The 21,062-nt window shown below is 38.9% G+C and carries 14 protein-coding genes; 3 read left to right on the top strand and 11 right to left on the bottom strand.

The window, feature by feature from the left end:
• The first annotated feature begins 169 nt into the window (after positions 1-169).
• Positions 170-448, top strand: coding sequence for a hypothetical protein (locus tag OC457_RS17410; RefSeq protein WP_080176305.1), 279 nt, complete (start codon positions 170-172; stop codon positions 446-448).
• Positions 449-546: 98 nt separating this feature from the next.
• Here the strand turns inward: OC457_RS17410 and OC457_RS17405 are convergent, their stop codons facing one another.
• The 11 genes from OC457_RS17405 to OC457_RS17355 form a co-directional block, all read right to left on the bottom strand.
• Positions 547-1,473 (bottom strand): N(4)-(beta-N-acetylglucosaminyl)-L-asparaginase, encoded by a 927-nt coding sequence (locus tag OC457_RS17405; protein ID WP_080176304.1) that lies wholly within the window; start codon positions 1,471-1,473, stop codon positions 547-549.
• A 13-nt stretch (positions 1,474-1,486) separates the two neighbouring features.
• Positions 1,487-2,914 carry a M17 family metallopeptidase gene (locus OC457_RS17400; RefSeq protein ID WP_080176303.1) on the bottom strand — a complete coding sequence of 476 codons (1,428 nt, stop codon included), beginning with the start codon at positions 2,912-2,914 and terminating at the stop codon, positions 1,487-1,489.
• A complete protein-coding gene (locus tag OC457_RS17395) occupies positions 2,914-3,936 on the bottom strand; it encodes an ABC transporter permease (protein ID WP_080176302.1) in 1,023 nt (340 codons plus the stop codon). Before OC457_RS17395 ends, OC457_RS17400 begins: the two co-directional genes overlap by 1 nt.
• 1 nt (position 3,937) lies before the next feature.
• Entirely contained in the window at positions 3,938-4,924 is a 987-nt protein-coding gene (locus OC457_RS17390; RefSeq protein WP_080176301.1) for an ABC transporter permease, read from the bottom strand.
• 149 nt (positions 4,925-5,073) lie between these two features.
• Complete coding sequence (locus OC457_RS17385; RefSeq protein WP_235866998.1) at positions 5,074-6,621, bottom strand: ABC transporter substrate-binding protein; 1,548 nt, start codon at positions 6,619-6,621, stop codon at positions 5,074-5,076.
• Between the two features lie 273 nt (positions 6,622-6,894).
• The gene (locus OC457_RS17380) at positions 6,895-9,357 is read right to left on the bottom strand and encodes a beta-mannosidase (protein ID WP_080176299.1); all 2,463 of its coding nucleotides are present in this window, start codon (positions 9,355-9,357) and stop codon (positions 6,895-6,897) included.
• 244 nt (positions 9,358-9,601) lie between these two features.
• Positions 9,602-10,024, bottom strand: coding sequence for a hypothetical protein (locus OC457_RS17375; RefSeq protein WP_080176298.1), 423 nt, complete (start codon positions 10,022-10,024; stop codon positions 9,602-9,604).
• A 105-nt stretch (positions 10,025-10,129) separates the two neighbouring features.
• A complete protein-coding gene (locus OC457_RS17370) occupies positions 10,130-10,972 on the bottom strand; it encodes a helix-turn-helix transcriptional regulator (RefSeq protein WP_080176297.1) in 843 nt (280 codons plus the stop codon).
• A gap of 271 nt (positions 10,973-11,243) precedes the next feature.
• The gene (locus OC457_RS17365; protein WP_080156461.1) at positions 11,244-11,558 is read right to left on the bottom strand and encodes a PTS fructose-like transporter subunit IIB; all 315 of its coding nucleotides are present in this window, start codon (positions 11,556-11,558) and stop codon (positions 11,244-11,246) included.
• Between the two features lie 60 nt (positions 11,559-11,618).
• Positions 11,619-12,677, bottom strand: coding sequence for a PTS fructose transporter subunit EIIC (locus OC457_RS17360; protein ID WP_080176296.1), 1,059 nt, complete (start codon positions 12,675-12,677; stop codon positions 11,619-11,621).
• A 326-nt stretch (positions 12,678-13,003) separates the two neighbouring features.
• Complete coding sequence (locus OC457_RS17355; protein WP_080176295.1) at positions 13,004-13,783, bottom strand: AraC family transcriptional regulator; 780 nt, start codon at positions 13,781-13,783, stop codon at positions 13,004-13,006.
• A gap of 612 nt (positions 13,784-14,395) precedes the next feature.
• Here OC457_RS17355 and OC457_RS17350 point away from each other — a divergent pair.
• Positions 14,396-16,063 carry a ShlB/FhaC/HecB family hemolysin secretion/activation protein gene (locus tag OC457_RS17350; protein WP_080176294.1) on the top strand — a complete coding sequence of 556 codons (1,668 nt, stop codon included), beginning with the start codon at positions 14,396-14,398 and terminating at the stop codon, positions 16,061-16,063.
• Between the two features lie 17 nt (positions 16,064-16,080).
• The gene (locus OC457_RS17345) at positions 16,081-20,916 is read left to right on the top strand and encodes a hemagglutinin repeat-containing protein (protein WP_080176293.1); all 4,836 of its coding nucleotides are present in this window, start codon (positions 16,081-16,083) and stop codon (positions 20,914-20,916) included.
• Positions 20,917-21,062: the final 146 nt, after the last annotated feature.

Below are 21,062 nucleotides of genomic sequence, written 5' to 3'. Positions count from 1 at the left end.
GTTTATTATTTGATGATAGCCTTTGTTACAACTTCCTATCTTTCATACAAATTGAAACATATTGCTGATATTTAAAACAAACAAGAGCGAGTATATTTTATTTAAACCCACTTTTTTATTTCTATTTATACGGTTGTTGAGTATCGCAATCGTTTCAAGGACAGCAACAATGACAAGGTTTAAGTTAAAGATCACTCATGGTTTATCTCATCATCCTGATATTATCAAAGTGACGACGGATCCTCGCCAAGCTTTGCGTTTTCTTGAGCGTGAAGTGTCGCCTTATACGCGTGGTTTTACGAAAATTGTCACTATCGATAATAAGCAGTATGTGAAAAGTATTGCAGAAGATGATAGTAAAGCCTTTCGTTATGATTATATACCTTATAATCAACTCGATATTCTATGGCAAAAGGTGTGGGGATTTGTACTTAATAAATGTAAATAATCAAAGGTCGGCTGGTATATAACAACACCCTGTTAGTCTAATCTTAACAGGGTGTTGTTGATTTTAGTGTGGCGATATTATCTTTTGGGTAAGAATAATTACTTAGTCATGATCACTTCAGCTTGACGTTCTTCCGGCTTATCCATGCCCGTTTGCCATAACCAGTAAGTAATATATCCCGGACAATTTAAGCTCACTACTTTATGATTACCATGGCAATCTATCGCATGAATAGTGACGCCTTCGGTATAGCCATCTTTTAGATAATCAAGATCGCGAATCGCTTCATAGACGGCTTCATCTAACGTCATCCCCATCTTCATATATAACACCACAGCATGGGCTGTTGAACAACGAATACTCATTTCCCCTGTGTGAGTACAAGCACAGGCGCCATAACGGCTATCGGCATACGATCCTGCACCAATAATTGGACTGTCACCTAAACGACCGGGGTATTTCCATGCCCAACCCGAAGTCGAGGTTGCTGCAGTAATTTTGCGGTTAATGTCACTGCTTAGAAAAACCGTGGTATCACGCACTCGCTCAGGATCAGTGGCATTATTAGACAGTGGCGCAAGAGGCACGTTAGGAAATGCTGCTTGTTGCTCTGGTGTCATTGCTTGCTCTAGTTTTTGCCACCACACTTGCTTTGAATCTTCAATAAGATTATTACCAGCAATGGCATCAATTTCATTAGCGAAAATTGCAGCACCTTCACCAACTAAAATTTCATGGTTGAGATCGGTCATTACCTGATAGGCGACTTCTATTGGATGAATATAGCCTTTTAACGCTCCAACTGCGCCAGTACGTAAACTGTCGCCATCCATTACCGAAGCATCTAATTCCATTTCACCTAATACATTCGGCCAGCCGCCATAACCGACGGTACGTACGCGTGGATCTAATTCCACCAGCTTAATGCCCTCAACTAAAGCCCGTAAACCTTCTTCACCTGCTTGTAGGCGACGAGCGGATGCTGCAATGCCAGGGTAGGCTTCTGAATTTGCTAATAAGATCATGTTAACTTCCTTGTTATTGGTGCAACCGATCTTGCAAGATCAATTGTTGGCAAAGTTCGGTTAATAATAAAGTGCCGTAGCCCGTTGTGGCTTTAGGATAAATTTTACGGTGGTTCATGCCGAGTGACATTGCGGCAGAATCAATGTGGATCCATTTTTGATCCGGTTGAATAAAGTGTTCTAAAAAAGTAGCCGCAACACATGGGCTACCGTCTGGCTCTTCGCTGCCATGGCGTAGATCAGCAAAGTCACTGTTAAGTGCGGTGGTAAACATGCCACCTGTCGGCATTGGCCATAACAGTTCAGAACATGCTTGACCTGCTGTTTGAGCATTCGCAATCAAGTTATTATCATTACCCATTAATGAGGCATAGGCTTTTCCAAGTGCAATACCAGTGCCTCCCGTTAAGGTGGCAATATCGACTAAATAATCAGGTTGGTAGTGCTGCTGAGCATAATGAAGTACATCAGCAAGCACCATTCGTCCTTCAGCATCAGTGGTAATGATTTCAACATTGGTTTTATTGAGCATGGTGACCACATCACCGGGTTTAATCGCTTTACCTGATGGCATGTTTTCCACTAAGCCACATAAGCCAATCACACGAATCGGTAATTGTAGTTGAGCGATGGCATTTAACGCGCCCACAACGGCTGCCGCCCCGCCCATGTCGACTTTCATGGTACTCATATAACGTGGTTGCTTAATGCTGATACCACCAGAATCAAAGGTGACACCTTTACCGACCATCGCGACGGTAAATCGGGGATCTTGCGGATGGTAATCAAGACATAACAAGCGCGCTTCGCGATCACTACCTTGTGCGATACTCATTAAGCCGCCAAATCCTTGTTCAAGCATCATCACATCATCAAGGTAGGATAATTCAATGTTGTTGATCGCTAATGCTTCTACAGCCTCGATAAAAGATTGTGGATAGAGAATATTACCCGGTTTATTAGTTAACTCGCGTGCAATCAATTGGCTGTGAGCGAGCACTTTACCATCTGCAAATGCAGCATTATCACCAGCACCAGCACCAGCACCAGCACCAGCACCAGCACCAGCATTAAGTAGAGTAAAATCTGCCAGTGTCGGTGCTAATAATGGGCTGTTACGGTGGTGGTAATGATAATTTGATAACGCTAAACCAAAAGAGAGCCATTTCAGCCATTGCTGGCGCTCGAAACAAGCAGCAATGTTGGTATCAATGCACAGTTGTAACGTTGTTGCTTGAGTAAATGTGGTTGCGATTAAATAGCCAATGTCTTGAATATCGGCAACAGTAATAACGTGCTTACTGATCTCAGCATTAAAATCACTCACATCTTGGTTAACGGTTAATGTTGAATGTTCCCTCAAGGTTAAATGCAGTGTTCGAGTTAATTGATCGCATTGATGCTCACGGCTAAAAGTGAATGTTAATAGGTTGCTATTCATTATTTGATTCCACCCTCAGCGATAGGGTGAGGCATTTCAGTTTGAGTCGCTATCAGGGTTTCATCACTACGTTGCTGCCAACGGCGCATGCCTTTGTGTGAACGTAATTGTGGGTTGGCTATTTCATCGACGGCAAAGTTTAATAACGATAAACCGATAGCAATAAAAATCAGCGCCAGACATGGGGCGAGGATTTCCCACCATGCGCCAATCAACATCGACGAAGAGGTCTGAACGTTATATAACATTACTCCCCAACTGATGGCATTTGGATCACCAAGACCAAGGAACGATAAGCTGGCCTCGGTCATGATTGCCAGCAGTACACAGCCTATAAAACTAGCGCCAACAATCGACATTAAGTTAGGTAGAATTTCAACGGCAATAATACGCCAAGGTGACTCACCTAATACTTCTGCCGCACGAATAAACTCTTTTTCGCGTAGGGATAGCGTTTGAGAACGTACCACCCGCGCGCCCCATGCCCATGAAGTGATCGCAATAACAATCGCTATCGTAAATGGCCCCGCTTGCCCAATAAATGCGGCAATAATAAACAGTAGCGGTAGTTGTGGGATCACTAACATGATGTTCATGGCAGCCGTTAATATTTCATCCACTTTACCGCCAAAATAGCCCGCAGAAACGCCAATTAAAGTTGCTAGAAAACACACTAAAACCCCTGCACCTAAACCAACCGCTAGCGATGTGCGTGCGCCATAAATTAATTGCGACCATACATCACGCCCCATACGGGTAGTGCCAAGAATATGGTCGGCTTTTTTTGACATCAGTAGGGTACGTTTATTGGTGGCTAAGTTTTTTGCAATCCAACCATCAGGGTTATTTTGCGCAGCTTTAACCACAAACGCAGGATATTCATGTGGGTTGCCTGTTCCTCTATCGGGGGCATGGCTAGTGATCATTGGCGCAAACAGAGCGGCTAACACAAACACCACTAAAATACAGAGTCCAGTTAATGATTTAGGGTTACGAATTAATAATTGAATAATGCCTTTCATGTTATCGATCTCCCTTACGTAGACGCGGGTCTAACAGCGCAATTAATAGATCGGCCATAAAGTTAAAGAACAACATAAATAGAGTCATCAGTAATAATTGTCCTTGCAGTACTTGGTAATCACGGGCATGAATTGCGTTTAATAACACGGTTCCAAGGCCAGGGTAGTTAAAGATCATCTCCACAATTAACTGTCCACTGATTGCAGTGCCTAAAGCCATTGATAGTGCGGTTACGCTAGGTAGCATCGCATTACGCGCGGCGTAGTTAAATATCACTCGATGCTCACTTAATCCTTTGGCTTTTGCCATAGTGATAAAGTCTTCATTAAGCAAGTTGATCATGTTGTTACGCATGCTAATTAAAAAACCACCAATTTGGCTGACGGTGGCACATAACAACGGCAGGGCAGCGTGGTACATAACATCTTTATAAAATGCCCAACTTGACCAATCTGGTGTAGTACCAGAAGTATACGCATTGCCAATAGGGAACCACTCTAAGCCAATCGCAAAGGTGAACATCACCAGCATTGCAATCACCACTGACGGAATAGATTGCACCACCAATGTTGTCGGCGAAATAAAGGTGTCGTAATAACTGCCACGACGCCAAGCGGCAAAAATACCCATTACCGAGCCAATACAAAATGATAAAACAACTGCGGTTCCGGTTAAAAATAACGACCAGCCAATCGCACTACCAAGGAGATCATTCACCGATAACGGATAAAACTTAATCGACGTTCCCCATTGGCCGGTAAATATATTGGCAAGATAAGAAAAGTATTGCTCATATAAAGGACCATCAACAAAGCCAAGCAGTTTTTGCATGGCTTCAATACGTTCAGGGCTAACATGCGAGGTGGCATTAGCAAACATCATTGTTACTGGATCACCCGGCATTGCGCGAGGTAATATAAAGTTTAAGGTAGCTGCAAATATTAATGCGACAAAATAAAATGATAATCGCCGAAAGAAAAAAACCATTGAATTATTCCTAATAAAGATTTTTATTTAGATTTAAATAGCACTGAAATTAAAAATGATGCGATTAAATAATCGCAGCATTAATAAAGTCATCTATTTATTTCAGCCTAATAAATACCGTCACCAAAAGATGACGGTATTATTTTTTATTATGCTTTTGGTTTTAAATCTAATACGTGTAATAAACGCTCAGGAACGCCAGCCCATGCTAAAGGACGGCCTTTAGGATTATCAGTACTCCACCAACCGGTGTAACGGCTTTCATTAAATTGGTAGACATCAACCCCAGACATCACAGGAATAGTGATTTGATTTTCAGCAATAATTTTTTGAATCTTATGCGCAATCACTTTTTGCTCACTTTGATCGGCTGTTTTATAGAAATTATCCAGTAATTGATCTAATTCGGCATTTTTAAAGAAGTGCATTGCGAAACGGGGCATGCTCGCGCCTTCTTGATAACGTGAATGATAGGCACTGTTCCAGTAACGGTAAGGGTCGGCACCGTTAAAGTAGTTAGTGTAAGCCATATCATAAGTACCATTGGTCATGGCTTGGTTATAGACCGCAAAGTCAGAAGTTTTCGCTTTAACATCAATTCCGGCCATTTGTAACTGCTCAACCCCAAGTTGAACCGTATTATTAAAGTCAGTCCAACCTGTTGGAGATTGAATCGCAATTTCTATCTTTTTACCGGTTGGCGTTTCTACATAACCATCACCATCGATATCTTTAAAGCCAGCTTTAGCTAGTAATGCTTTGGCGTTATCAATGTTATAAGTATTAAAGCCTTTGTATTGGTTATAAATATCTTGATCAGCCCAGAATTCTAAGCCTTTACCTAAGCCTGATGCATAATCATTAACAATACCGTTACCGTAAAAAGCGACATCAATGATTTTTTGGCGATCGATTGCCATTGATAGCGCACGACGGAAATCAAGGTTATTGATGGCTTCGTTATTACCTGAATGCGGTGTTTTAAAATTCATCATAAATGCTTGCGTACTTGCCGCAGGATACCAGTATTTATGGTTTGGATTACGCGCGGCATACAACGCATCAACATCAGGAATAAAGGCACTGGTCCAGTCAAGCTCTGACTTGATGATTTTGTTTAACAGTTGATCGTTATTGGCAATTTGTGGTACCCGTAAACAATCGACTGCTAGGTTGTCGTTATCCCAGTAGTTAGGGTTACGGCATTGCACATAAAGCTGTGGGGTAAAGGTATCAATTTCAGTAAATGGGCCTGAGCCGACAGGGTTTTCATTGGTAAACAATTCTGGTTTTTCAATATCTTTCCAAATGTGTTTCGGCACAATAGGGATCGAAGATATTTCAAATGGCAGATTAGAGTTCGCTTCGGTTAATTCAAAAATGACCTTGTTATCTTGTTGGCGAACGCTTTTGATCCAGCGATCCATACTTTTCGGATCAAGCTCTGGTTTATCATGGATCAGTTGGAATGAATACACCACATCATCAGCGGTAAATGGGGTGCCATCTGACCATTTGACGCCTTCACGAATTTCAAATGTGACTTGCTTAAGATCGTCAGACATATAGTAGTCTTTCGCTAATCGCATCACGGGTTTATTACCATGCATTTGGTTAAAAATAACCAACGGCTCATAAATAAAGTCGGTTGTGGTACGTAAATTGGTTGCTAAGTAAGGGTTAAAGTTACGGATCATGGTGGGATAAAAGTCAGCCACAATCGTTAATTGATTTTTTTCAGCGGCAAAAGAACTTGGAGCGCATAATACGGCTAATGTCACTAACGCGAGCGTATGGACTTTATTTATGATCATGATAATTCCTTATTATAAATGTGAGAAGATAAATTCCGTATAAACATGATGAAAATAGATAGTGTTTATTAATAAATAAAAGTTGTAACAAGACACACATATATAAAGATGCGTATCTGTTGCTGTTATTTATATTATTTTTTCAAGCTTTATAAATTAATAGGTTCCTCGAAGGTGATATACCGTTAAATGCTGGTTTAATGTTTTAAGATCGCAATCACCAATATAATAAAGGCGATGTTTAGTGCCTGTAATATGACTTGGTAATAACGTAAAACTACTGTCATTAAAACGACCTTGGCATTCAAGTTGTGGTTCAACAAATAATGCTGGGTAGTTAGTGTCGAGTTCTAGCCAAATAGTATCGTTATCTTGATACCATTCAGTGCTAATGGTTGGCGTTTGCAATTGCGCATGCTTGAACAAGCACGGGTAATAATCATTTTCAGTCACGCTGCCATCAGCGCCAGTTAAGCTGACATGATAAAAAATTTGTTTCGCTTCAGAGGCTGTTAATACCGCGTCTGTTTGCCATACAATGTCACTGCTGTCAGAGGCGAGCTCGGTATCTATTTGCCATGTCGTCAGTGTATTACCGTACCAATCTACCTTGATCACTGTTCCGCTAATTGGCATCGATTGATGATGATCATTGACCACATGCAGCGTTAAAGGTTGTTGTGGCTGTTGAATAAAGGTTGCCATAATGGGAGCAAAGAAACGTTTTGCATGATGATGGAGTTGTTTCCAGCGTCCGGTGTATTCAATACTTGACCATGAACTTACAGGCCAGCAATCATTAAGTTGCCAATAAAGAATTCCACGGCAATGTTGTTTATGCACTCGCCAAAATTCAGATGCGGTTTTAATGGCTATTGCTTGTTGTACTTGGCTTAAATACAACATATTGGCAAATCCAATCGGAAAGCGGAAATAGCGAGTAAACATTTCAGTCATAATGCTATTACCACGACCGTTCTTTTGGTGTTGTTCAAACGTCGGCGAGGTAACGTTCCAATCTTCATCGTCAGCAAAGGTTTTTACCGTTGGCAAAGATGGCCATGATTGATAACCAAATTCTGAACAAAAACGCGGTTTAACACTGTGGTAGGCATCAAACGATTTACCCGAGTGCCAGACATCCCAAAAATGCATATCGCCACGGTTGTCATCATGCCATGCATCACCAAAATCAAGTTCACCATTACACGGTGAGCTTGCCCAAAAACGGCGGTTTGGATCGTACTGTTCAACGACTTGCTGTAGCATGCGATTTAACCGATCGTAGTTGACCACATATTTTTCGCGGTTGTGTTTAGATTCGTCATACCAGCCAATGGCACCAATGACTTCGTTATCACCACACCATAATGCCAGTGATGGGTGATCTGCTAAACGTTTAACTTGGTCAACAATTTCTAATTCAACATCGGCTAAAAACTCAGGGGTTGATGGATATAACGCGCAGGCAAACATCAGATCTTGCCACACTAATAATCCGAGTTCGTCGCACAACTCATAAAAAATATCATGCTCATACATGCCACCACCCCAGACACGGATCATATTCATGTTAGCAGCAACTGCATCTTCTAATAATTGTCGGTAACGTGCTGGCGTTTGGCGGCTGGGTAGGGCATCTAATGGAATCCAATTGGCACCTTTGGCAGTGATTGGATTGCCATTAACCACAAATGTCATTGCACTACCAATAGCATCTGTTTGCGTATTTAGTGTGAGTTCACGTAAGCCAAGTTTTTTGGAAATGGTTTGGTTATTAAGTGTAACCGCTAATGGGTATAGCGGTTGCTTGCCATAACCTGCAGGCCACCAACGGTGTGGATTAGTCACTACTATAGTGGTGGTAACGGTTTGAATGCCATTATTTGTATTGTCTATAGCAATAGTGTGTACTTGCTTATCAAAGTTAATTTTAAGTGCTTGCTCCGCACAGTCCTTCAGTACTTCGTAATCAATGCTAACGGTGACTTCACAATCCCCATTAGTTAACCATGCTTGTTGGGTTCTGACATGGTGTAAACGAGTCTCATAAATAGGGGTGAGTGTCAGTGAGTTATATACCCCTGTTGATAATAAGCAAATACCCCAATCCCAGCCTGCGTGACATTGAGTTTTACGCAGAGTATTCATGTGTGGAATTTGATTATTACCGACTGCCCATGGCACCGGAAAAGGTAATTTCTCTGCACGTCGTTGAGCTTCACTATCATTACGTGCTAATGCAATATTGATGTGGTTCACACCCTGTTGTAGGTAGGGCAGAACATCAATATGGTAATGGCGGAACATGTTGCTACATGCTAACACTTGTGTACCGTTGATACTTACAATTGCCATGGTATCAACAAATGATAAATTCAAATCGATAGCGGTTGCATTGAGTTGCTCGGCGGTGAGTGTTAGCTGCGTTGTTAGTAGCCACTCACTCTCACCAACCCATTGAATTAATTCTTCATTACAGCCAAAATAAGGTTGGGGCAGTAAATCTGCCTGAATAAGTGCTGAGTGAATGTCGCCAGGCAGTAAACATGGAATAGAAATATGAGAATGCTGTGGTGAAGTGAGTAACCACTGACCATCTAATGAAATATGCGACACGTGAGACTCCTGTCAACTGCGCGAATAAAGTATGAGTGTATTACGCTCGTAAAAAAATTAGCAGTGGACAAAAGGCGCTGTAACTGGATTTATGTACCCAATTGATGGTTATGTGACCGTGTTAAAGACTCTGTGAGATCGTACTATTGTTGTTTGCGGGGGCTATTGAGAGGTTATAGCTGACTGACAAATGACATTGAAATGTGTTTATTTCAATGTCATTTATTTGATGGTGCTATAAAACTTAATTCAAGGTGATTTTTAGGGTGTAATTTTGGCTTGAGTTACGTTTACTGATGGCGTGATATTCACCAATACTAAGATGGTATTGGCCTGTGAAAGGTAACGTATAAGTATCTCGTTGATTAGGATTGGTTGAAATTTCAGATATATCAGCGGCTTGTTTCATTTGTGGATGCTTGATAGTTACCCATAATTTAGCGCTATCGGTTGTTACTAAGGTTGTGATTTTCTGGCCTTGATGACCATAAAAACTAAAGTCATTGGTAACATCATTATCAACGATCCCAGAATATTGATAACTATGAATTTGCTGAGAAAATGGAATGGGTAATGGTGATTCCATTGCTGATGTTGTATTAGCAAAAGCAGAGATACTAATATTACATGCACAAAGAACAATAAGAGCTTGCAGTGATTTTTTCATTTCTTATATCCCATTAAAATAAAAGCATATTAGTCTTATTAGTTTTAATGGGTATCGATAAAAATAGAATATAAATATGCACTAATTCATGTTTTATATGTATTTTTAATGCGCTCGATATTCCGTTGGTGTTTTGCCTGTTTTACGTTTAAATACGCGGCAAAAATAGTTAGAGTCATGATAACCACAGCGATTAGCCACCTCTTCTAAACGGAAGTTGTAGCGTTTTAACATAAATTTTGCCCGTTCTAATCGTACCCACGCAATATAATCGGCAAATCGCATGTGACCTTCTTGACGAAATAAACGTGAGAGGTGATTAGGGGAGATATTAAATCGTTCAGCCACCGTGTTACGGTTGATATTACGATGAAAATTTTCTTGAACGTAAATACAAATGCCTTTAAATAAATCTTGGCTACGACGGGTACAGTCGGCTGTTGGCATTTCAAGCATATCTTTGCAGTAACACAGTAAAGCCATTAATAAAAACTTATCAGCAGGCTGGCGTTTTTTTTCGTGAGTAAGGCTTGAGAGCGCGTTGAGAATATGATCAATCGCGTGGCTACTACGTTGCGGTACACTGTATTTCTGAACATCATAAAAGCCCTCTTCATGTTCACGTTTACTGACTAAACTAAACCCAAGTTGGCTCTTGCCAAACAATAAACTTAATACTGAGCATTCATGTTGCCAATCTGGTTTATTCCACGCATTGGCAGGAATAAATAAAGCGTCACCGACACCTAATGTAATATCTGCCACGTCTGATTGTTGGCTATCAAAGGTGTTGGCATAACGGCCTTTAAAGACCAGTTCAAGGCGTGGAAAGTTAACTTGGTAGCTCGATTCTAGTGGTGGTAATGAGTCGCCTGCAAACCAAATGCTGTTTAATGATTCAAAATCAGAAATGGCACTATCAAGCAAATCAATGAAAATATTATGCATGTCTTGCGTCTACTTATTGTTATTTTTCATGGACGTGAGCTAACTGACATAGAACGCTATATAGCCTATGTGTGAATGTGCACATTATCATTTAGCTGGTAGTTAGAAGCGATATAATGCTTTTTAAATTGTTATCTTGATGCCAGTTTATTTTGATGATGTGGCTGTTTTAGCTGTTATATAAAAAGCCACCTTAAATAATGTGATCTAAGGTGGCTTTGTTAGAGGGGGAAATCATAAGGCACACATTTAATTGCGCCTTATGGGGCGATTAAGCTTGCGCTAAATGCGCTTCAATTTTATCCATAATTTGTGGTGCTTTTTTTACTGCGTCTGCCACACCGACACGGACAATTTTCTTTCCAGCGAAACGTTCTTCGTTTTTAATCGCGATATCTTTAGTCAGAATAATAATATCAGCGTCAGCAACTTCACTCATGGTGATTTCGTTTTCGATACCGATAGAACCTTGAGTTTCAACTTTAACATCCCAGCCTTTGGCTTTTGCTGCAACTTCTAAAGCTTCTGCTGCCATGTAAGTATGTGCAACGCCTGATGGGCAAGAAGTGATAGCTAATAATTTCATGTGATTCTCCAAATTTGTTATTTAATGCGATTTTCGCGTTGATAAATGAATGCAGTGTTATTAATCAAAACTTAGGTCTAGATCATCAGAAGCAGCGGTTGTCGCTTTTTCTTCTTGGCGGTCTGCAATTGGTTTTTTCAAGAAGTTAACCATCAGTGCTGTTGTTACAGAGCCTGCAATGATAGCGACGACATAGAAGATACGACCATCAACAACTGGGAGTACAATCAGACCACCCCAAGGCGCGTGGTTTAGTACACCGAACAAGAATGCGGTTACGTTACCAACGATGCCACCAACAACGATTGATGGGATTACACGTACTGGATCAGACGCTGCGAATGGAATTGCGCCTTCAGTGATACCGATACAACCCATGATACCCGCGGCTTTACCTGCTTCACGCTCTTCATCAGAGTAACGCTTAGGTGATAGTAGCGTAGCAAGGAACATACCTAGAGGTGGCACACAGATAGCAACACCTACACCACCCATTAACCACGGTTGAGTACCCACTTGTGTTTGAGCAAATAAGGTTGCAACTTTGTTGATTGGACCGCCCATATCAAAGGCTGTCATACCACCTAAAATTACACCTAAGAATGCTTTAGAGGTACCAGCCATGCCTTGTAGCCAAGTATTCATGCCTTCCATTGCCATTGCAATCGGTGCACCGATAACCCAGATAACAAGACCTGAAACGATAAATGTGCCACCAATAGGAAGAATGAAATAGGTTGAGATGGCTTTTAGTTTGTTTGACAGTGGAATACGTTTTAGTTGTAGAACAACGTAACCTGCAATGAAACCGACGATGATGGCGCCAATAAAACCAGCGTTAACTTGGTTGGCAAGGTAAGCACCAATCATACCTGGAGCAAGTGCTGGACGGTCAGCGATAGAGTAAGCAATGTAGCCACCTAGCACTGGTACGAATAATGTGAAACCTGCGATACCCATATCCCAAAGGCCTTCAAGGAAAACACCTTGAGGTACAGCACCTTTACCACCTAACATAACTGATAGGGCAAGTAATACACCACCAGCAACAACGAAAGGTAACATGTGACTGGTACCCGTTAAGAGGTGCCGTTTTAGTTGCGATAATTGGTTTTTCATAAGAATAACTCCATTTCGTTATGACAATTTTGGCCACAAATAAGGACAAGAACATAACAGGTTTAAGATGGCGGTAAGCCGTTTTGTTGAAGCTATTATGAGCGGCAGAAGTTATTCTCGATATGGGATAAAGCGCGCATTTACTGGACATTTGTAACCAGCCAAATGAGTTGTGATTTAACTCTCAGGTTGACCATAGGGATAAAGAGATCTAGCGCACAGAACAGGCGCTAATGGTGTTTGTTTTTGATTGCAGCAATAATAAATACGCTTTAACAGCTTAACAAAAGGGGAATTTACACGTTAGAAAGGCAGAAATGAGTGGATTAATCTAACCGCAATCGATATTGATCGGGGGTTGCGCCTGCATATTTCTTAAATAAAGTAATAAACGGTGAGGCTTGGTGATAGCCTAATGTTAATGCCGTTTCGTTAACCGACATTCCTTGGCGTAGTAAATGAAGCGAGTAGATAAATTTCCGCCGTTGTCGCCATTCAGTAAAACTAATCCCTAATTTATTTTTATAATGGCGTGCCAAGGTTCGCTCAGTGGTATGTAACTGTTGTGCCCATTGTGCTAATGACAGGTTATTAATTGGGTTATGTTCTAATTCAACTAAAATTGGCTGTAACAGTTTATCTTCGCTGGTGGGTAAAAATTGGTCGTGCTCTTCACATAATAATACTTGATCAAATAATACCATGATTAAACGTTGGTCTTGCTCGGTAGTCGCAACCATAATTTTGCGCTGACGTAGATCTTCAATAATTGCAGTTATTATATCGGTAACTTCCAGTAAGCATGGATAGGCTGGAAGTTGATCTGATAGCGGAGCACAAATATTCATTGAACAATAATTAAGGCTACGACGAATATAGCTTTTATGTTCAATCATTGCAGGTATCCACAAGGCATAACGAGGTGGTGCTAAAAAACGGTTATTATGGGTGCTGAGCTCAATAATACCATTGGTTACAAGGTGGAGTTGGCCCCAGTAATGGCTATGATCTAAGGTACTGGTATCGGGTTCAAATACTTCATGGACAAAAAATATCGTATCAGGTGGATTATTGTCATCAAGAATAGGGTTATAAATCGTCGCCATGATCAGTTCCAAACAGTATTACGAGTTTATGAGTATATCAGCCCGTAAGTAGAATAGATGCTTACGATAAGTCTATTCTATTTTAAAAGGGTCTAATATTGAAATTATATAGATAAGGTTAGAGTCATCGCTTATTTATAATCATCGTTGTTCTTCTTATTAAGATTGCAAAATTTCAGTCTTAAAAAAATATATATGTTCATTATGGTAAAATAGGAGCGTAATAGAACCTAAAAATTAGTTTTAAAAGCATTACGATTATTAAAAATAAAGAAAGAGTATAGAGGTGATTATTCAATAATTAATATATATAAAAATGATAAATTAAATATTTTTACGAGTAAATTTATTTAATTTATAAACTGCAATGGTTATTTAAAATTGATTCAAGCTAAAAAATGTTTATAATTCAACGGTAAACTATAACATTTTTGAAATATTCTTTGAATCTATAGATATTATTGGATGTAAGTTGTTACTTTTTAAATCGTTATTGAGTAAATGGTTAATTATTATTTAATTTATTTTAAAAATGACAAAGTAAATATCCAGTAATATCTTAAAGTGTATTTTATAAAAAACACATGTGATGAATCGGAGCAAAATTATCTAATGATAAAACGAATAGTCCCATTACTTCTTTTCTATAATAGTATCGCTTTTGCAAACTCACCGCCTAATAGTAAATATTTTTCACCAATTTCAGAATCACGGCGAGCATTACAAGATAGTAACAGAGAAATTAAGCAGCTATCGAAATTGAGTCATAAAGAGCAGATAGAGCAGAATCTGAATAAATCTGAGCTTAAAGCTAAAAAACAAATATTGCCTGAGTCCGATATTTGTTTACCTATATCAGGAATTTATCTTCAGGGTATAACATTATTGAATAATACTGATTTAGAAAATATTACGCCGATTTCTCATGATTGTATTACAACCTCTACCTTAAATTTGCTTGCACGAGAAGTAACCCAACTGTATTTAGACAAAGGTTTTATTACTGCTCGAGTACAATTTATACAACCGAATAAAGATGGAGAGCTGGGCGTTCAGGTTATTGAAGGTTTTATTGAAAAAATTGAAGGGGGTAACTGGTGGATTAATACTCGTTTTTTATTCCCTAATACGATTAATAAACCTTTAAATTTAAGAGCCTTAGATCAAGGTTTAGATCAAGCAAATCGGTTGCAATCAAACCAAGCTACACTAGATATTTTACCTGGTCAATTGAGTGGTGGTTCGATCGTTGTTCTTCATAATCGACATAAACGACCTTGGTTTGTGAGTACTAGTATTGATAATTATGGTCAAATTAATACAGGGGAATGGCTAGGGCATACAACACTTTCTTTTGATAGCCCCTTTGGTATGTCTGATTTTTTTAGCATTAATATAAATACAACTATTAAATCTTATTCAGAAAAATTTAATCGTTCATACACGCTGTTTTATTCAGTTCCTTACGGTAATTTAACATTCAGTAATTTTTATAGCTATTCACAGTATTTAACAAAGCTCCAATTGCCGAATAGTCTTATCGATCTTGATGGTAATACTCAACAGTATGGAATTAAAGGTGATTATTTAGCGTATCGAGATCAAGATAACTTAATTACATTAAGCGGTCAGTTAACGCAAAAGCGTGTTAATAACTATTTTGCCGATGCATTGATTTTGGTGAGTAGTCCAAAATTATCAGTATTAGAGTTGAGCGTGAATCATGCCCATATTTTTACTGATGGGGTATTAAACTCAAATTTTAGTATTGAAAAAGGACTATCTATTTTAGGTATCGATAGTTCAAAAAATATTATTAATAATCAATTTATTAAATATAAATTCGCCCTAGATTTTAATCAATATTTCACTGCTTTTGATGCTAATTATCAATTCAAGCATCAATTATTTGCTCAATATAGCCCTGATCCATTGCCTGGGATTGAATGGTTAAGTCTTACTGAACGCTCAGCAATTCGAGGTTTTAGTCATAGTAGTGTATCTGGTGATAATGGTTGGTATATCCGTAATACATTATCTCGATCATATTGGGTGGCAGGTTCACAAGTTACACCTCGAGTTGGTTTTGATTTGGGGCAAGTTTACCCACAAGGGAAAAGGCGACAAGAGTCAACTGCATTTGGATTTAGCTTAGGAATAACCGCACATTATAACCAAGCAACTATCGATATTGATATCAGCCGAGGAGAAATTGTGTCTGGCTCTGTAACGAGAAATGAGCCGATTATGGCATTGTTTAACCTTGCTTATCAGTTTTAATTAAATGGAATATCGCTATGAAAATAAAAAAATTTACGTTATCTACATCGAGTAAAATTGCCGCAGCCATCACTATTACTATGATTGCCGTACCAAGTTATGCTGTCGGTATTGTGGCTGTTAATGGAGGGCCGAATGTTGCGACTGTAGCTAATGGGGTGGAAGTCATTAATATTGTAAAACCAAATCAAAATGGTTTATCTCATAACCAATACAACCAATACAATGTCAATAAACCTGGTGCCGTACTGAATAACTCCCTAAAAGCTGGACAGTCTCAGTTAGCTGGTCAATTAGGACGAAACCATAATTTACAAGGGCAAGTTGCCAGTGTGATTTTAAATGAAGTGATCTCGCGTAACCCATCTTTACTATTAGGTAAGCAAGAGATTTTTGGTATGGCGGCTGATTATGTATTGGCTAACCCCAATGGTATTACGTGTGATGGCTGTGGTTTTATTAATACAAATCGTTCGTCATTAGTGGTTGGTAATCCATTGATTGAAAATGGTAAATTAGATAAATATCGTATAGATAATCAAAATAAATTACAAATTAATGGACAAGGTCTAACTGCTGCTAATGTGTTAGATTTGATTGCGCCAAGTGTTCATGTCAACGGTACAGTAACAGCGGATGATATCAATGCGATTTCAGGTCATAATCTGGTTTCTCGTGACAAATTAACAGTAACAGAACAGAAGGGTTTACCTCATTCGGTAGATAGTTACTATTTGGGGAGTATGGAAGCGGGTCGTATTCGCATTATTAATACTAATGAAGGTAGTGGCGTTAATTTAGAGGGTATGCTCCATGGTCAAAAGTTGGTGACAGTTGATTCTACGGGGAATGTCATTTTAACTGGGGCAGAGATTAAAGGTGGTGATGTCAGTCTAAAAGGTAAAAAGATCCATACAAAGGGAAAAATCACCAATGAAACGACTTATTATAGTAGTGATAAAAATTATCAAAACTACCGTGGCGGTGTTGATATACATGGAAAAAAAGAGATTCAGCGTCTAAAGCGTACTGAAATTGTAGGCAAAAATATTAGTATTGTTGCTGCAGATGACGCACATTTAACGGCAACACGAGTTTATGGTGATAATGTTGCCATTCAAGGGGGCCAAGTTACTTTAGACAGCCAAGCAACAACACAAAAACAACGTGATACTAATAATAATTGGTTTTATTCTTGGGTTAATAATTCTACTTCTACGACTGAGCAAACAGAGCAGCATGCAACAGAAATTAAAGCGAGTAAAAATGTTCATTTAAATTCAACAAAAGAAGATGTAACGCTAGTAGGTTCGACAGTTAAGGCTGGTGAAAAAGTAGCGCTTGATTCGGTTCGTAATATTGTTCTTTCTGGGGCAGTGGATAAAGCGAAACAAGAGACCCGTCGTCATCTTCGTAATCATACATCAAATTTAATTACTGGTGATTTTCACGATAGTGTTGAGAAAGACAGGTTAAATAACTCAGAATTGACATCAAAAGGTTCACTGGGAATTAATGCTCAAAATAATGTTCGTCTACAAAGCGGTAAAGCTCATGCTAATCAAGATTTAATTATCAATGCCGAACAATATGTTGATATTAATGTACAAAAGACGGCCAATAAGAAAATCATTAAAAATAACCAAACTTATTGGGGAGGAATTGGTGGTGGTAATAATAAAAATAATAGTAATAAAAGTACGGTAAGTCATCGTTCTGAGATTTCATCTGATGGCCATTTATTGATATCAGGTAAAGATGGTATCAACATTTCGGGTAGTAAAGTTTCAGGTAAGAAAGGTGGTTTTGTTGAGACTAAAAATGGTGGGTTACGAATTGATAATTCCGTTAGTACTTTTGTTGATACAGTAAATAATCGTAATGGTACGGCATTTAATTTTACTAAAAATTCAGAAAAATCAACACAAAGCTCAAAAATTGTTCATGGAAGTGAATTGGTATCAGATGCTGATCTTAAAATTCTAAGTCATAATAATGTAGATGTTGTGGGTAGTTTAGTTAAAAGTGCAGGCGCACTAGGTATTGATTCTATGGGGGCAATTAAAGTTGCAGCCAGTGAGAAAGTTGATGATACCAATCGCGTAACAACAGAATTAGATATCGAAGGTCATGTTAAACAGACAAAAGATAAGCAGTATAGTGCGGGTTTGCATATAGATCATAAAACTGAAGCTGAAAAGAGCAGTAGCAGTAAGCACATTGGATCGAATATTGAAGGCGGTAAGATTGATATCAATGCCAAACAGGATGTGACGTTTAAAGGCTCTGAATTAACAACAACCGATGGTGATGCTGATATTCATGGTGAAAGTATTGGTTTCTTAGCTGAACAAGATAAAAACACATCGACCATAACCAAAGATACTATCAATGGCGGTATCCATCTTAATGGTGGTATTGATAAAGTTGGTGGAGGTTTAGATGTGAATTTTGGAAATGAAAAAACAGATAATAATCAAGAGACGGCTGTTGTTTCAAAGACAAATATTACGGGTAATTTGACCATTAATGCTGATAAAAAACTGATTCAACAAGGTACAGTGCATCGCGTTGATGGTACTTATCAAGAAAACGTCCAAGATGTTGATCACTTAGCTGCTATCAATAAAGATAATACGACAACGACTAAATCATCAGGGGGCGTTGACGTCGGTGTGAGTCTTGATTATAGCGGAATTTCTCGTCCAGTTGAAAGTGCGGTAGAGAAAGTTGGTAAAGGCGACGTTACTGAAGCAATTAACGATATTAGCTCTGTTGGTACTCCAAATGTAGGGGTCGATATTAGTGCTAATGGCCAATCATCAAAGCATATCGATAATAAGACCACGGTAACAACAACCCAAGTTCAAGCTGGCTCTGTTGCGATTAATGCCACAGGGAAGGTTACCGATCAAGGTGCTCAATATACGGCAAATCAAGGTAGTATTGAGATTAATGCAGATCAACACAGTAACCAAGCAGTACACAATACTCAGTTTGAATCAAAGCAAGAGACTCACGGTTCTGGTGAATTACGTGTAGCTACCACGACAGGTCAAGATATCAGTCTCGATGGTAAGGGGGAAGGGCGAAATTCATTGAGTGTTACTCAAAATTATCAAGCGATTACAGGTGTAATGGATGCAAATAATGGCGTTTCTGTTAACGTTAATAAAGATGCATTATATCAAGGTATGGATATTCAGACTGATAACGGAGTGGTGAGTGTCAATGCTAGCGGCGATGTGAAGTTTGAGCAAGCAACTAATAGTCATTCAACTAATAAGACAGAAATTAAAGCAAATATTGCTGCAAATGGTGGTACGACACCTGGTGGTAAGAGCGCTGCGGTCGGCTTAGGTGGCAGTTATGATAAGACGGCTGCTGAGTCAAATTCGGCAGTGGCAGGTTCTATTTCTGCGGGTAAAAATGTACAGATTAATGCAGGCCATGATGTGAACATTCAAGGTTTGAAAGTTTTAGCTCAAGGTGATACTTCTATTACTGCAGGAAATAATGCGCATTTTGATACGGCACATTCTAGCAATAGTAATAATGAGATGTCTGTTTCTGGTAGTTTAAATCTGGGTGGGGGTAAATCAAATTCAAAAGAAAGCGTAGGTAAAAATGGTTCATTTGGTGGCGCTCTTGATCTTGGTTTTAAAACTGAAGCTAAAGTGACAAATCAAGGTGCAGTGTTAAGTGGTAATAAGATCAATATTTCTGCTGGTAGTAAAGCCGATGATGCCATTCATAGTATTGGTACGCAAATGAATGCGAATGATGTGTCTTTATCAACAGATAAAGGTGGTATTACTTTAGAATCTACAGGTAATGAACAACATAAAAATAATTGGAATTTAAATGTAAAAGCAAATGTTGCGGGTGGTAAATCTTTTGCGAAAGATGATCAAGGTAACGTTAATCAAGCATCTGGTGTGAAAAGCCATAATATCAGTTCTGGTTTGAACGTAGGGGTTGATAAGCTTAATTGTCAAACTAACCAAAATGCGTATATTGATGCTAAAAATGTAAAGTTAAATACTGATACGGACGTCACCTTAACTGGGGCTAAAGTGAATGCAGATGCAGTTAGTGGTTATATCGGTGGTAGTTTAAATGTAGAAAGTAGAGTGGATAACAATAGTGCTACGACTGTAAATATTGATTTAGGTGCTGGTCATACTAATGATAAAAGTACCAGTGTTACGGCTAAGTTAGCCAAAGTGGGAACTGAACATTTTGCAAATAAAATTGAATCCACGTTAGATAAAACCGTTGATAATGTTGCTAATAAGGTAACCGATAAATACAACAGCTTTGCTCATAAGTATGATGTGAAACAAGATATAGCAGGTGGGGTGACGTTTAATAAAGCCAATAATAAAGTGACGTTGCCAGAAAAAATAATGAATGCGAAATCAGAAAAAACGGCTAGTTGGGATCAAGGTGCTCGAAAAGTGGGTAATGGCGTTAAGAATGCCTTATCTAAACCTGCGGGAACAACAGGTCATGCGGGTTTCGGTTTTGATGTTGTGAATAATAGTTCTGTTATTGAGCAATCTGGTATTGCCACAAAAAATGGTATTAACTTAGATGTAGAAGGTAACACGTATCTTACTGGTGGGGCTCTTATGACAGATAAAGGTAAAGTATCTGTTGGTAGTTCGAGTATCCATACACAAAATGTGAGTGGCTATAATAATCATTATGGTGCAAATCTGGATATTCCTTTTACTGTTGGTGGGTTAACCAGCACTTTAGTGAAAGGTGCAATGAAAAATCAACCAGCATACGGTGCATCGTTATCTTTGAAAAATACGACAATAGCCAGTATTGCAAATAAAAATTGATTATAACGTAGTGTTGTGAATTTGCTGATAATCAAAAACGAGTGTTCAATTTGAGCACTCGTTTTTTAGCTAGTGATAGATTACCAACAGATATAAATAATAAACTCACAAGGAAGGATGAACCAATAGTGACAAAATGGTATTAT

The sequence above is a fragment of the Photobacterium toruni genome, assembly GCF_024529955.1.
Classification (GTDB): Bacteria; Pseudomonadota; Gammaproteobacteria; order Enterobacterales; family Vibrionaceae; genus Photobacterium; species Photobacterium toruni.
The sequence above is the reverse complement of the archived record's forward strand: the minus strand, read 5'-3'. Positions and strand labels throughout refer to the sequence as shown.

What these genes read in the sequence shown, in the direction of transcription:
- OC457_RS17410 (WP_080176305.1), top strand. Translation starts at nt 170, where the DNA reads ATGACAAGGTTTAAGTTAAAGATCACTCATGGTTTATCTCATCATCCT.
- OC457_RS17405 (WP_080176304.1), bottom strand. Translation starts at nt 1,473, where the DNA reads ATGATCTTATTAGCAAATTCAGAAGCCTACCCTGGCATTGCAGCATCC.
- OC457_RS17400 (WP_080176303.1), bottom strand. Translation starts at nt 2,914, where the DNA reads ATGAATAGCAACCTATTAACATTCACTTTTAGCCGTGAGCATCAATGC.
- OC457_RS17395 (WP_080176302.1), bottom strand. Translation starts at nt 3,936, where the DNA reads ATGAAAGGCATTATTCAATTATTAATTCGTAACCCTAAATCATTAACT.
- OC457_RS17390 (WP_080176301.1), bottom strand. Translation starts at nt 4,924, where the DNA reads ATGGTTTTTTTCTTTCGGCGATTATCATTTTATTTTGTCGCATTAATA.
- OC457_RS17385 (WP_235866998.1), bottom strand. Translation starts at nt 6,621, where the DNA reads ATGATCCGTAACTTTAACCCTTACTTAGCAACCAATTTACGTACCACA.
- OC457_RS17375 (WP_080176298.1), bottom strand. Translation starts at nt 10,024, where the DNA reads ATGAAAAAATCACTGCAAGCTCTTATTGTTCTTTGTGCATGTAATATT.
- OC457_RS17370 (WP_080176297.1), bottom strand. Translation starts at nt 10,972, where the DNA reads ATGCATAATATTTTCATTGATTTGCTTGATAGTGCCATTTCTGATTTT.
- OC457_RS17365 (WP_080156461.1), bottom strand. Translation starts at nt 11,558, where the DNA reads ATGAAATTATTAGCTATCACTTCTTGCCCATCAGGCGTTGCACATACT.
- OC457_RS17360 (WP_080176296.1), bottom strand. Translation starts at nt 12,677, where the DNA reads ATGAAAAACCAATTATCGCAACTAAAACGGCACCTCTTAACGGGTACC.
- OC457_RS17355 (WP_080176295.1), bottom strand. Translation starts at nt 13,783, where the DNA reads ATGGCGACGATTTATAACCCTATTCTTGATGACAATAATCCACCTGAT.
- OC457_RS17350 (WP_080176294.1), top strand. Translation starts at nt 14,396, where the DNA reads ATGATAAAACGAATAGTCCCATTACTTCTTTTCTATAATAGTATCGCT.
- OC457_RS17345 (WP_080176293.1), top strand. Translation starts at nt 16,081, where the DNA reads ATGAAAATAAAAAAATTTACGTTATCTACATCGAGTAAAATTGCCGCA.